The following is a 13,043-nucleotide window of genomic DNA, read 5'->3' as shown; positions in this document are numbered from 1 at the left end:
TTGCGGCGGAGGACTTCTTCGATCCTCGTGAGAGCGGGGACGTCATATGGTATTTCCCCCGAATGGCCCAGAGCGGCCGTACGGACAGGCTCGGGAGGCCGAGATCCGGCCAGTGGACGCGACCCTCCTCGCGGCGTCCGTACAGCGTGATCGCCTCGTCCAGGATCTGCCGCGGCACCGGCGACGTCAACGGCCCCGAGCCCGATCAGGTCCACCGACCGGCTCGAACCGCCGATTTCGATCCGCTCCACGAACCGGCGGGACACTACAGGCACAATCCCTCTATAACCACATTGACCTGGTTTCTTGACACCGCACCATCCGAATCCATCGGTTTCGGACAGAGGTCAATGTGACCCTGATCACACTCCGGTCGCGCAGTGAACCGATCCGCCGGTGGCGTAGTCAATCACTGAAGAAGTCATTCCACATCCGAACACCACGAGCACACGTGCATGAAGCGAATTCGTAACAGTGACAGGCCGCCTCAGCGAGGCTCACGCACACGGAGATCAATGCTTTCCGCGGCGGATTCTCGCCCGAGCGAAAGGTGATCACTATTGGAATCGATGTCTTCACCCGGGCCGCTCTTTGCTCTTGACTCGGCGATCCTGGCGTGCGGCGCCTGGCTGCTGAGCAGTGCACGGCGGTTCCGCGCCCGCGGAGTTCGGGTACCGGGTGTGATCACCGGCTTGGTGAGGAGTCGTGACCCTGACAGCCCTACGTGCAGGCCCGTTTTCCGCTTCACGACCCTCGAAGGGCATGAGGTCGAGGTCACCTCGCGTTTCGGCGAAGCCGATCCTCCTCAACCAGGGGATCGCGTCACGATCCTCTACGACCCGCGAAAGCGGCGAAAGGCCCGCATCGACGCCGGCGGTCAGGACGGTTCCGCCATGGGGCGGATTCTGATCGGCTTGGGCCTTCTACTCACGGCCCTCGGCGTGCTGTCCGCCCTCGATATCGTCTGACCCCGGCAGGGCCGCCTTCCTGGAACATCTGATTCCTCCGCCCGCACCACCAGGGCGTCCGTCCTACCGAGTCGATATCGCAAGGGAGCCGGATGGCCTCAGCCCGGCCGAAACACCGCCGCAGAAACAACGCCGATGATTGTAGAAGGACCCGGCGTGTCATCGCCACCCTGCTCTTTCCATGGATGACCGCCAGATTCCTGTTCAGACCCCGGGTCGGCCCCTCACGTAAAGACCGGACGCTGGACCGGCTCGCGTTCTGGCGATCGACGGCCGGCCTCGGTGTGATCCTGGTGGCGACCTCTCAATACCAGGACGTCTCGGCGAACATCATAGAAAAGGCGCTTGAAACCGGGCGGCTCGCCCTGATTCTGCTGCCGATACCGATCCTCGTGATGCTGATCGTGACCCGCTCCGGCCGTCGCACCCGGATTCTTTCCGGCGTGCTGCTCATGACACGGCGTGCGGTGCTCGCACTGATTTTCTTCTACCTGCCGTTCGTGTTGATCCTCGCCGCGGCCGGTGAGCTCAACATCGACACCCTCGCCAACGGTCAGGTCGACTTCCGGCAGGACATCGATCTCAACGCCTCGGGGGAAGCGGCATTCTGGCTGCTCGCCGCTATGGCCTTGGTGATCGTCCTTTTCCCCTGGTACGTGTGCTTCTGGTATTGCACGATCTACTGGACGGCGCGTACCGGATTCTGGATCGGCGACGTCCATCCGCTGCTCGCACCGATCGGCACAACGGGTCTCGCGCTGCTGATCAGTGCCCAGGAGATCATTGAACGTGACACGAACGGCGTGCCCGAATGGCTGTGGCTGACACTGAACCTCTGCGGCGTGGCCACGGTGCTGGTGCTGGCCATATTCGAATACCGGCACCTTCGGGCGGCCGGTCACCGGTTCCGTGACGGACCGGAACCGGCGGCGATGAATTCGGCCGAACGGACGGACGGCGTGGAGGCCGCAACCGGCACCACGCCGATGACGTCTCCTCAGGCGGACCGATTCAGACCGTAGGGCACGAAGGGATCCTCCGTACCGACCGCGAGAAGCCGGATCGGCGAGCCGCGGCAACCTCGCGCGAAGTACGGTTTCCGCTGCCGCCACGCCTGCGTCGGGGCCAAGGACACCCGCCTCGTCATCCGCGGACCGGACGGCCCGACACCGGACCGGACGGACGACGACGCCCTGCGCATGGTGCGCAAGGCCGGGTTCGATCGGGTACGGACGCAGATCTACGGCATCGACGTCATCACCGGAACGGCCGGCCTCGACTGTACGTACACCATCGCCGCGACCACCGAGGAGGCGGTCAGCGGTCCGCGATGCCGCGCTCGACCCGTGTCGCCGCAGATCCGGTCCGTGGGCATGCGGAGCAGTGCCGCCGAGGGCCTACGCTAGATCATCGACGACTCATTCGACATATCAATGAGAAGACGGTGTTGACAGAACATGTCAGCGATGGAAGCAGCAGGCTCCGCTAGCGCGCCGTGCGCCTCGGCCGCTTTCGCCTGCCGGCGGCCGCAGCGCCTCTTCGGCACGCAGCGGTCCGATTAGGGGACGGCGGCGTCCCCCGCTCGCTGTCCCGGCCGACCTGAAGGACCAATCAGCCATGCCGCCTATCCCACGCACCCGTGATCGTCCCACCGAAGTCGTCGCCCTCCCGCGCGCCCTGGTCCTGGTGCCCGGTCGCACCACCTCGGATCTTCGCGCGTCGCAGAACGGCACAGCCGCGACCCGGCGGCGATCGGATCCTGCGTGCCGAGCGCGTCCGCCCCACCCCTGACCGGCCGACGCTGACACCCCGAGCCCCGCACGACGCATGCGGTACGGATCACGAGACCGTTCCGCCCGGTCGACGATCGCGCACCGGCCGCTGACGCCACCGTTCCCCCTACCCCCCGTTCCCCCTACACCCCGATCCCTCGACCCCCCGAGCCTTGACACAGGCACCCCCCGAAGGAGCGATCATGTCCACACTGGTGTTGGTCCACGGTTTCTGGCACGGCTCCTGGTGCTGGAGCGAAGTCATCCCCCACGTGGTGGCCGCCGGGCGGCCGGCCGTCGCGGTGGACATGGCGGGGCACGGGCTGTACGCCCGCCGTCCTCGATGGTTCACCGAGCAGCCGTACGACAGCGAGGCGGTCGCCACCGAGGTCTCGCCCGTGGCGGACGTGAGTCTCGACGATGCCGCCGAGTTGCTGACCTCGCAGATCAAGCGGATCGGCGGTGGCGAGCCGGTGACGGTGGTCGCTCACAGCGCGGCCGGCCCGGTACTGATGCGAACGGCCGAGCAGACGCCCGGACTGATCGCGCACGCGGTGTACCTCACCGCGTACATGCCCGCATCGGATGTGTCCTCTGCGGCCTACACACAGATTCCGGAGGCCGCCGACAGCCTGGTCACGCCGCTGCTGCGGGGCGACCCGGCCCAGACAGGCGCGCTGCGGTTCGACCTGGCCACGGACGACGCCGCCTACCGGCAGCGGCTTTACGAGGCGTTCTACGGTGACGTCGACCCGGCCATCGCCGACGCCGCCACCGGCCTGCTGACGCCCGACAGTCCGATCGGCATCATGCTGGGTACCACCACCCTGACTCAGGACGGCTGGGGATCGGTGCGGCGCACGTACATCATGTGCACCCGGGACGAGGCCATCCGGCCGGATGTGCAGGCGAAGTTCATTTCAGAGGCCGACGCGGCGTTTCCGGACAACCCGACCTCTGTCGTCACCCTCGAAGCCTCCCACTCGCCGTTCCTCTCCATGCCCGGCGAGCTGGCCGACGTCATCATCCCGCTCGGCTGACACGGGGTCGGGGTCACCGCCCGGGGACCGAGCGGGTGCGGCGCCGCGGGCGCGAGTCGGCGGATCCCGGCGACCTGTGCGTCGTCGACGGCGAGGTCGGTCTCCGACCTCGCCGTCACGCCGTCCACAACGACGATGTCACACCCTGGACGGTCTCCTGCTTGGTTTTCGCCGCCCATGGGCGACCGCCTGAGGCCGTTGACCGAACAGCGGGGGATTGCTCGGCTCAGTAGGACTGGAGGGCGTTCATGGCGGTCTCCACGAACATCCGGACACCGACCCCGATGGCCCGCTCGTCGATGTCGAACCGCTCGGAGTGCAGATCGACGTGGCTCTCCGCGTCGGGAGGCGTGACCCCCAGACGGAAGAGCGCGCCCGGGACATGGCGTAGATACCAGGCGAAGTCCTCGCCGCCGAGGCTCTGCGGAGCCTCCTGGACGTGCTCCTCACCGACGACGGCGAGCGCCGAGTTGTAGAGAATCTTCGTGGCCACCGCGTCGTTGACCACCGCCGGGCACACCCGGTTGTAGTCCAGCTCCCACTCGACCCCGAAGGGCTCGATCAGTTCGCTGAGCGACTTCTGCACGATGCCGGGGACCTGCTCCCAGATGTCCGCGTTGGGGATCCGTACGGTCCCGGCGGCCTGTGCCAGCGACGGGATCGCGTTGGGCGCCTCACCGGCCTGGATCATGCCGAAGCCGAGGAGCATCCGCTCCTCGGGGTGGAGGGACTCGTTCACGGACTCGGGAAGCCGGGCGATCACGGAGGCCAGCGCGTTGATCGGGTTGACCGCCAGGTGGGGCCGGGCCGAGTGACCGCCCTTGCCGTGCAGCCGCAGCACGATGTGATCCTGGGCCGAGGTGATCGCACCGCTGCGGATGCCCACGTCGCCCATCGTGCGGCTGGGGTCGCAGTGCAGGGCGTAGATGACATCGACGCCGTCGATCGCGCCGCCCGCGATCATGTCGAGCGAGCCGCTGGAAGAGGACTCCTCCGCCGGCTGGAAGACCAGCCGGATCCGGCCCGCCAGGTGCTGGCGGCGCTTGGCGAGTTCGAGGGCCGCACCCACCAGGATCGTCGTGTGCACGTCGTGCCCGCAGGCGTGGCACACGCCGGCGTTCTGCGAGCGGTACGGCACGTCCTTGACGTCCTGTATCGGCAGCGCGTCCATGTCGGCGCGCAGGCCCACGGTGGGGCCCTCTCCCCCTTCGATGTCGCAGACGAGCCCGGTCCCGGTCGGGAAGACCCGTGGCTCCAGTCCGGCGGATCTGAGCATGTCCGCCACGGCGGCGGTCGTACGGATCTCCTGACGGGCCAGCTCTGGGTGGGAGTGGATGTCCCGGCGGAACCGGATGAGTGTTTCTAGATCCAAATCCCCTGTCAACACGAGAGCAGACTCCGTCCAGCTAGTTCATTTTCCTTGTGATCGCAAGCGAGAATGGGGGACAGTCTAGCGATCCACGCACCGATCTGCCGGTTTTCCTGCGAGTTTATGCGAAGCGTGGCCCTACCATTACCTATCCGCCCATCCGGGTGCCTCGACACGGGACGTGACAAACCTGTCCTCGGAGAGTTCGATGACCGTCGCGTCGACGATGTCCTGGAGACTCCCCCCATCGGCCAGGATCGCCCGCTGGCGTTCGCTCGAGTTGCCCTTCTCCAGCACCTCGGTCATCACGGCCAGTTCCTCCGCGCAGCCGAGCCGCTCGGCGACCGGTTCGAGTTCACGCTGGAGCTCGTACAGCAGGTCCCGCATCGGAGCGGTCGACCCGCGATCGTCGGTGATCACGTCGGCGTCGAGGCCGTACCGCGTGGCCCGCCACTTGTTGTCGTTCACCACCCAGGCCGCCGGATGCGGCAGCGTGTAGCCGCGGTCGAGCTGCTGGTCGAATCGCGCCACCAGGCTCTGGCACAGCGCGGTGACCATCCCCACCTCCCTGGGCGTGGGGATGCCGTCGAACATCCGGACCTCGATGGTCCCGAAGTCGGGATGCGGCCGGATGTCCCACCACACCTCCTTGATGCTCCGGATCGTCCCCGCCCGCAGCAGCGTGTCCATGTACTCCTCGAACTCCGCCCAGTCCGCGAGCAGATGCGGCGGCCCCGCCGTGGGCAGCGAGCCGAAGACGATCGCACGGCTGGACGCCAGCCCGGTGTCCTTGCCGCCCCAGAAGGGGCTCGACGAGGTCAGCGCGAGGAAGTGCGGCAGGTGGGCGGCGAGCGCGTTGACGATCGGGATGACCTTGTCGCGGTCCTGGACGCCGACGTGTACGTGCACACCGAACGTCTGGATCCGCCAGGCGAGCCACTGCAGGTCTTCGACCAGCTCCGCGTACCGCTGGCTCGGCGCGTAGACGGCGTCACGCCAGTCGCTGATCGCGTGGGTGCCCGTGCAGGCCAGCGCGGTCCCCCTCGGCTCCACCACCTCGGTGAGCCTGCCGATGCTCTTCTTCAGGTCCTGTACGGCCTCGGCCACCGTGTGGCAGACATCGGTGACGATTTCGATCTGCGACTGCATGAGCTCGTGCATCGCCTTGGGCCGCTGGCCATCGCTCAGATCCGGGACCGCGGCGAGCACTTCCTTGGCGTCCTGTCGGAGATGGCGGGTATGCCGGTCGACGAGCTGGAGCTCCCATTCCACCCCAAGGGTCGCGCCACGGGAAGGGTTGAACTGGATCGCCACGCGTTCCTCCATCACATCGAGATGTTCCTCCTTTCCTTAGTTCCCGCCACGCCTTTACTTACCGCCCCCGCCGATTACGGCCTCACGCTCCTCCGCCGCACGCCCCGGCGTGCCACGCGTCGCCAGCAGTCCGCGCACCCCCAGAGTGCCGACTACCACCGCCAGGATGATGTTGACGGCGATCAGCACGCCGTGGACGACATAGAAGGTGGTCTCGTGGCCGTCCTGCAGGTTGAACCCGAGGTTGATCCATTCAAAGATCATGAAAGCGGCGAGGGCGGACAGAAAGACCGATACACGTCTCGTCATGCTTCTAGTATCAACGTCTGCCCCATATGCGTATATTCGCGATCTTTAGGGGATCTGTCCGGCATGTGTATGGACTCACGGCTAGGCTGATCTGCCTATGCTGCCTACGAGGACGAACCGCGGTGCCACGTCGGCGAAGACGCGGGTGACGGCACTGGGGACGATGTTGGCCGCCGTGGCGCTGCTCGGTGTCGGGACGCCACCGGCCGGCGCGACCGCCGTACCCTCCCCCGCCCCCGACGTGACCGGCTCCGACGCCCCGGACAGTACGGCACCGCCGGGCGACGCCGAGGACGCCAAGGCCGCCGGCACCCCGCGCAGCACCGTGGGCGGCAAACTGCTCGCCGGCCGCGGGCTGATCGTCCCCGCAGGGCTCAAACCACCGCCGAAGACCGAGGCCTCGGCCTTTCTCATCGCCGACGCCGACACCGGCGCCGTGCTCGCGGCCAAGGACCCGCACGGGCGTTATCGCCCGGCGAGCACGCTCAAGACGCTGACCGCCCTCACGCTCATCCCGAAGCTCGACAGGAACCGCAAGATCAAACCCAGCGACCGGGCCTCCAACGTGGAGGGCAGCGCCGTCGGCATCGTCCCCGAACCGATCTACAAGATCGACGACCTGCTGCGGGCGCTGCTCATGGTCTCGGCCAACGACGCCGCCGTCGCGCTCGCCGAGGCGAACGGCGGCATGGCCAAGACCCTCGCGGACATGAACAAGGAGGCGCGCAGGCTCCAGGCGTACGACACGGCGGCCAAGACGCCACACGGTCTCGACCAGCCGGGCCAGCGTAGCTCGGCCTACGACCTCGCCCTGATCGCCCGCGCCGGGTTGAAGATGCCCCGGTTCCGCGAGTACATCAGCACGAAGGTCGCCAAGTTCCCCGCGCCCAAGGACTACGACAAGAAGAAGAACAAGCGGGACGGGCAGGGGCGCGAGCGGCGGCACACCGCCGATCCCGACGCGAGCGGATCGCCCCGGCCGACCTACTACGAGATGGGCAACCACAACCGGCTGCTGTGGAAGTACCCCGGCATGATCGGCGTCAAGAACGGCTGGACGTCCAAGGCCCTCGGCAGCTTCGTGGGCGCCGCCACCAGAAACGGACACACGATCATCGTCGTGGTCATGCATCACCCGGGCGGATTCTGGGACGAGGTGGCCAAGCTACTCGACTGGGGCTTCGCCAACCGGGGCAAGGCCGCACCGATCGGCGAGCTCGTCGGTCCGGTGGCGCCCTCACCGCGCCCCGGGCCCAACACCCTGCCCGTACGGCCGCACGGCCGGACCCCGGCGAGCCCCGTGGCCGCCGCCGGCGGCGGCGGAGCAGGCGGAGACGACGACAGCCCGCTGCCGGTCGTCGCCGCAGTGCTGGCGGGCGGCGTGGTCCTCATCGGAGGCGGCGCCGGGGTGTACGGCATCCGCCGCCGACGCCGCGCGAACCGTACCTGACCAATCACGGCGATCACCCTGGCCGAACTTCACCGGGGCGTCGCCATGGCCGAATGACCGCCGGACCGCGAACGGTGGTGGCGGGTCGCCTGGTCCTCGGCCGACGCTTACGGACATCGGGCGATGCTTGATCGGGCCGACCGGCTGTCCCGAGGGCAGCACGTCCCTACCAGGTCATGGGCCGAGGTCAAGTCACGGCCAGGGCTGTGAATGTACTCGGTTGAGATTGCGGACGATGCCTCCGAGCAGGCCGCCGCGCTCCCCGAACAAGGTCTGCTGTCGTTCGCGTCACTTATCGATCTACCCGAGATCCACCCGTGGAGTGGTGACTCCGACGAACCACCCTAGGGCAGCAGGCCGAGACGGTCGCGGACCTGGGCCATGGTCTCGCGGGCCACCGCACGCGCCCGGTCGGCGCCGGCGGCGAGCATGCGGTCGAGCTCGGCCTCGTCGGCCAGCAGCTTCTCGGTCCGCTCGCGGATCGGGGCGAAGGCGTCCACCACGACCTCGGCGACCTCCTTCTTGAAGGCGCCGTAGCCCTGGCCGGCGAACCTCGCCTCCAGATCGGCGATCGACAGGCCCGACAGCGCCGAGTGGATCCGCAGCAGGTTGGTGACGCCCGGCTTGTTCTCCTCGTCGGCGACGACCTCGGAGCCGGTGTCGGTGACGGCCCGCATGATCTTCTTGCGCAGCCTGCCCGGCTCCTCCAGCACGTCGATGATGCCCTGCGGGCTGGACGACGACTTCGACATCTTGGCCGACGGGTCCTGGAGGTCGGTGATCTTCTCGACCTCCTTCAGGATGTACGGGTTCGGCAGCTTGAAGGTGGGGCCGTACCTGCTGTTGAACCGCTGCGCGAGGTCGCGGCTGAGCTCCAGGTGCTGCTTCTGGTCGCCCCCGACCGGCACCTGGTCGGTCTGGTAGATCAGGATGTCGGCGGCCTGGAGGATCGGGTAGGTGAACAGGCCGACGCTCGCGGCGCCCTCGCCGTACTTGGCGGCCTTGTCCTTGAACTGCGTCATCCGGCCGGCCTCGCCCATGCCGGTCTGGCAGATCAGATACCAGGCCAGCTCGCTGTGCTCGCGGACGTGGCTCTGCACGAAGACCGCGGTGCGCTCCGGGTCGAGCCCCGCCGCGAACAGCTGCGCGGCGGCGACCCTGGTGCGGCGGCGCAGTTCCTCAGGCTTGGGCGCGACGGTCAGCGCGTGCAGGTCGGCGATGAAGTAGAACGCCTCGTGGGTGTCCTGAAGCGCTACGTACTGCCGCACCGCGCCGAGATAGTTGCCGAGGTGGAACGAGTCGGCGGTGGGCTGGATTCCGGACAGAACGCGAGGACGTGCCATGACATGTAATTCTGTCAGGAGTCGGCGGGTGCCCGCGACAGGCGCTCGTCCTACCCGCTCTGCGCGTCGTACTTCGTGTCGATCGGCGCCTCTCCCGTCTTCCGATCCGGCGTCTGAACGCGGCCCTGCCCGGTCGCTTGATCCGCCGCCTGATCTGCGGTTTCAGCCTCGGTCCCAGCCGCGGCTCGAGCCGTGGCCTGAGCCGCGGGCTGCTCGGGGGCGGCCGTACGGGTGACCCGGACGCGGGCCACCCGCCGGCCGTCCATCTCGGTCACGGTCAGCTTGAGCCCCGCCGCCTCGACGGAGTCGCCCCGCCCGGGGATCTGGCCGAGCGCGGCCATCACATAGCCGCCCAGCGTCTCGTACGGACCCTCGGGCAGCCGGACACCCGTCTGATCAGCGAAATCCGCCAGGTGGACCAGCCCCTCGATCTCCATGTCGCCGGCGATGAGCCGTACGGATTCTCCGTCCTGGTCGTATTCGTCGCGTATGTCGCCGATGAGCTCCTCGACCAGGTCCTCCAGCGTCACGATGCCGTGGGTGCCGCCGTACTCGTCGACCACGATCGCCAGGTGATGGCCCTCGTCGCGCATCTCGGCCAGCGTCGTGAGCACCCGCTTGCTCGCCGGCACGAGTTTGACCGGCCGGATCGGCACCAGCTCGCTGATCGGCTCGACGCTTCCGGTCAGTACCGGATCGAGGAGATCACGGACATGGACGAACCCGATGATGTCGTCATATGAGTCGCGATAGACCGGGAACCGGGAGTGCGGCATCGCCGCGGCCAGCACCGCGGCCTCGGCCAGCGGCGTGTCCGCCGCCATGAACTCGACCTCCGTACGCGGCAGCAGCACCTCCCTGAGCTGGCGCTTGCCCGCCGCGAACACCTCGCCGATCAGGTCGCGCTCGTCCTGGGCGAGCTCCTGATGCCCCGCGACCATCTCGCGGAGCTCCTCCGTCGTCATCGCGGCCCGGTCGGCCGCCGGGTTGCCGCCGAGCAGCCGCACCACGCCGTTGGTCGACATCGACAGCAGCCAGATGACCGGCCGCGACAGGGCGGCGATGAAGTCGAGAAGCGGCGCGGCCAGCAGCGACAACCCCTCGGCCCGCTGCCGCCCCAGCCGCTTGGGGACCAGCTCGCCCAGCACCAGCGACACATAGGAGATGGCCAGCGTGACGGCCACGAACGCCAGGGGCGCCGCGGCCCCCCGCTCCAGCCCCCAGCCCGCGAAGACCGGGGTCAGCCGATCGGCGAGCTGGTCGGCCCCGAGCGCTGCCGACAGCACGGTGGCGAAGGTCACGCCGACCTGGATCGCCGACAGGAACCGGTTCGGGTCGCGGGCGAGCTTCTGCACCCGGGCGCCGCGGCGGCCCTGCCCGCTGAGCCTCCTGACCTGGCTGTCCCGCAGGGACACCATGGCCATCTCGGTGGCGGTGAAGAACCCGCCGATCAGAATGAATATCAGGACCAGGGTGATAATCACCGCGACGTTGCTCACGTCATCGTCCGTTCCCCATGTGGTCGCTCTTCTGCAGGCATTCAACCCGTTCCGCGGAGGGACCGCGTAAGCTGGGCGACAGCCGTACAGAAATCAACATACTTCAACAGACCTGAACAGAGGAGTGCCAGTGCGACTCTTGGTCACCGGTGGAGCCGGGTACATCGGCAGCGTCGTGACCGCCCAACTCGTCGAGGAGGGGCACGAGGTCACGGTGCTGGACGATCTGTCGACGGGGCACGCCGACGCCGTACCCGCCGGCGCTCGGTTCGTCCGGGGCACGATCGGCGAGGCGGGCACCCTGCTCGGCGAGAGCTTCGCGGGCTTCGACACCGTGCTGCACTTCGCGGCCAAGTCGCTGGTCGGCGAGTCGGTCGAGCGGCCCGGCCTGTACTGGTCGAACAACCTGGGCGGCACGCTGGCGCTGCTCGACGCGATGCGGCGGGCCGGCGTCGACCGCATCGTGTTCTCCTCGACCGCCGCGACGTACGGCGAGCCCGAGCGCACGCCGATCCTGGAGACCGACCCGACCCGGCCCACCAACCCCTACGGCGCGTCCAAGCTCGCCGTCGACACCGCGCTGAGCGCGTTCGCCGGCCTGTACGGCCTGGCCGCCGTCAGCCTGCGCTACTTCAACGTGGCCGGGGCGTACGGCGACCTCCGCGAGCGGCACACGGTCGAGACCCACCTGATCCCGAACGTGCTGAAGGTCGCGCTCGGCGAACGGGAGTCGGTCAGCGTCTTCGGCACCGACTACCCGACGCCGGACGGCACCTGCGTCCGCGACTACATCCACGTGGCCGACCTCGCCCGCGCGCACCTGCTCGCCCTCGACGCCACGGCGCCCGGCACACATCAGATCTTCAACCTCGGCAACGGCACCGGTTTCTCGGTGCAGGAGGTCGTCGACGTCTGCCGCGAGGTGACCGGGCACGAGATCCCGGCGACGCTCGGCCCCCGCAGGCCCGGCGACCCGGCCGTGCTGGTCGCGTCGTCGGAGAAGATCCAGCGGGAGCTCGGCTGGAAGCCGGTCCACCCCGCACTGCGCGACATCGTCGCCGACGCCTGGGCCGCCGCCGCCTCCGGGAAGGGCTCAGTCCCGGCGTAGGGCGATCCGCATGCTGGCCCGGTTGTTGGCCGGCCGCCGGTCGCCGAAATGGCGTGAGTAGACGGTGGCCATCGTGGACACGGCGCGCGACGCGTGGGACGGCACGCTGAACACCAGCCTCAGCAGGCCGGTCGACCCCGACCTGATGGGCGGCAGCGCGCACGCGACGAACGCCCGCCGATTCCGGCAGCTTCCCCCGATCGCCGATCGGAACCGGGCCTGCCGTGGCCGGAGGAAGACGTAGGCGTCCCGCACGATGCGCGGCCCCCGGTTGCGCACCTCGGCACGTACGGAGAATCGGCGCCCCGGCCGGGCGAACCTGGCCGACGACCTGAAGCGGACGGCGAGATCAGCGCCGCCGTCGACCTTGGTGACCGCCTTCGCCCTGTTGTCGGCCTCGTGGCCGTCCACGACCTCGGAGTCGATGCTGGCCCTGGCGCGGAGCGGGCCGGACGCCCCGGGCCGGACCACCCCGGTGATCGTCAAACTGCCGGATTCGCCGGCGACGACGTCCCTGGCGGACTCGCAGACGACCTGGCGACGGCCGCGGACCGGGCGGCACTCGGCCACGTTGACGTTGATGATCTGAAAGCCGCGGGGCACGTCGACCCGCAGCACCGGCAGCACGGCGTCACCCGGCCCCCTGTTGTCCACCTTGACGCGGTAGACCAGCGGCTGGCCCGGCTGGGCGACCTTCGGCGCGGCGGAGATCCGTACCGCGAGATCCGCGGCCCCCCACTGCTCCACCTGATCCATGGCGATCGCCGGGCGCGGCACCCCGGCGACGAAAACGCAGAACAAACCCGTGACGACCCTACGACCCATGCGGCTCCCCCGAACGCTCGCGATCAATTCAATCGCGTCGGAGCCG

12 protein-coding genes are annotated in these 13,043 nt (G+C 68.5%); 6 read left to right on the top strand and 6 right to left on the bottom strand.

The genetic code is table 11. The features are described 5' to 3' along the window. Positions 1-680: 680 nt before the first annotated feature. The 4 genes from ACQP1K_RS05235 to ACQP1K_RS05220 all read left to right on the top strand — a co-directional run bounded on the left by ACQP1K_RS05235 (position 681) and on the right by ACQP1K_RS05220 (position 3,780). Entirely contained in the window at positions 681-968 is a 288-nt protein-coding gene (locus ACQP1K_RS05235) for a DUF3592 domain-containing protein (RefSeq protein ID WP_433499728.1), read from the top strand. 185 nt (positions 969-1,153) lie between these two features. Beyond that, a complete protein-coding gene (locus ACQP1K_RS05230; RefSeq protein ID WP_433499727.1) occupies positions 1,154-1,990 on the top strand; it encodes a hypothetical protein in 837 nt (278 codons plus the stop codon). A 177-nt stretch (positions 1,991-2,167) separates the two neighbouring features. Beyond that, the gene (locus ACQP1K_RS05225) at positions 2,168-2,374 is read left to right on the top strand and encodes a hypothetical protein (RefSeq protein ID WP_433499726.1); all 207 of its coding nucleotides are present in this window, start codon (positions 2,168-2,170) and stop codon (positions 2,372-2,374) included. A 569-nt stretch (positions 2,375-2,943) separates the two neighbouring features. Next, positions 2,944-3,780 (top strand): alpha/beta fold hydrolase, encoded by an 837-nt coding sequence (locus tag ACQP1K_RS05220; RefSeq protein ID WP_433499725.1) that lies wholly within the window; start codon positions 2,944-2,946, stop codon positions 3,778-3,780. 226 nt (positions 3,781-4,006) lie between these two features. Here ACQP1K_RS05220 and ACQP1K_RS05215 read toward each other — a convergent pair whose 3' ends face one another. The 3 genes from ACQP1K_RS05215 to ACQP1K_RS05205 all read right to left on the bottom strand — a co-directional run bounded on the left by ACQP1K_RS05215 (position 4,007) and on the right by ACQP1K_RS05205 (position 6,772). Further along, positions 4,007-5,152, bottom strand: a complete 1,146-nt coding sequence (locus ACQP1K_RS05215; RefSeq protein ID WP_433499724.1) for an amidohydrolase — start codon at positions 5,150-5,152, stop codon at positions 4,007-4,009. 141 nt (positions 5,153-5,293) lie between these two features. Next, on the bottom strand, positions 5,294-6,463 hold the full coding sequence (locus tag ACQP1K_RS05210) for a glutamate--cysteine ligase (RefSeq protein WP_433499723.1): 1,170 nt from the start codon (positions 6,461-6,463) through the stop codon (positions 5,294-5,296). A gap of 54 nt (positions 6,464-6,517) precedes the next feature. Beyond that, on the bottom strand, positions 6,518-6,772 hold the full coding sequence (locus tag ACQP1K_RS05205) for an SCO4848 family membrane protein (protein WP_433499722.1): 255 nt from the start codon (positions 6,770-6,772) through the stop codon (positions 6,518-6,520). A gap of 97 nt (positions 6,773-6,869) precedes the next feature. Between ACQP1K_RS05205 and ACQP1K_RS05200 the strand changes: the two genes are divergently transcribed. Further along, the gene (locus ACQP1K_RS05200) at positions 6,870-8,222 is read left to right on the top strand and encodes a D-alanyl-D-alanine carboxypeptidase family protein (protein ID WP_433499721.1); all 1,353 of its coding nucleotides are present in this window, start codon (positions 6,870-6,872) and stop codon (positions 8,220-8,222) included. 344 nt (positions 8,223-8,566) lie between these two features. Here the strand turns inward: ACQP1K_RS05200 and trpS are convergent, their stop codons facing one another. Then, positions 8,567-9,565: a tryptophan--tRNA ligase gene (trpS, locus tag ACQP1K_RS05195; RefSeq protein WP_433499720.1), complete on the bottom strand. Its 999-nt coding sequence runs from the start codon at positions 9,563-9,565 to the stop codon at positions 8,567-8,569. A gap of 50 nt (positions 9,566-9,615) precedes the next feature. After that, positions 9,616-11,064, bottom strand: a complete 1,449-nt coding sequence (locus ACQP1K_RS05190; protein WP_433499719.1) for a hemolysin family protein — start codon at positions 11,062-11,064, stop codon at positions 9,616-9,618. A 130-nt stretch (positions 11,065-11,194) separates the two neighbouring features. Here ACQP1K_RS05190 and galE point away from each other — a divergent pair, with 130 nt between their 5' ends. Further along, positions 11,195-12,172, top strand: coding sequence for a UDP-glucose 4-epimerase GalE (gene galE, locus ACQP1K_RS05185; protein WP_433499718.1), 978 nt, complete (start codon positions 11,195-11,197; stop codon positions 12,170-12,172). Here galE and ACQP1K_RS05180 read toward each other — a convergent pair. Further along, positions 12,158-12,997: a hypothetical protein gene (locus tag ACQP1K_RS05180; protein ID WP_433499717.1), complete on the bottom strand. Its 840-nt coding sequence runs from the start codon at positions 12,995-12,997 to the stop codon at positions 12,158-12,160. The genes galE and ACQP1K_RS05180 overlap by 15 nt on opposite strands. Positions 12,998-13,043: the final 46 nt, after the last annotated feature.

Origin of the sequence: Sphaerimonospora sp. CA-214678, from assembly GCF_050942215.1 — a bacterium.
Classification (GTDB): domain Bacteria; phylum Actinomycetota; class Actinomycetes; order Streptosporangiales; family Streptosporangiaceae; genus Sphaerimonospora.
This window is presented reverse-complemented; position numbering and strand designations above follow the sequence as displayed.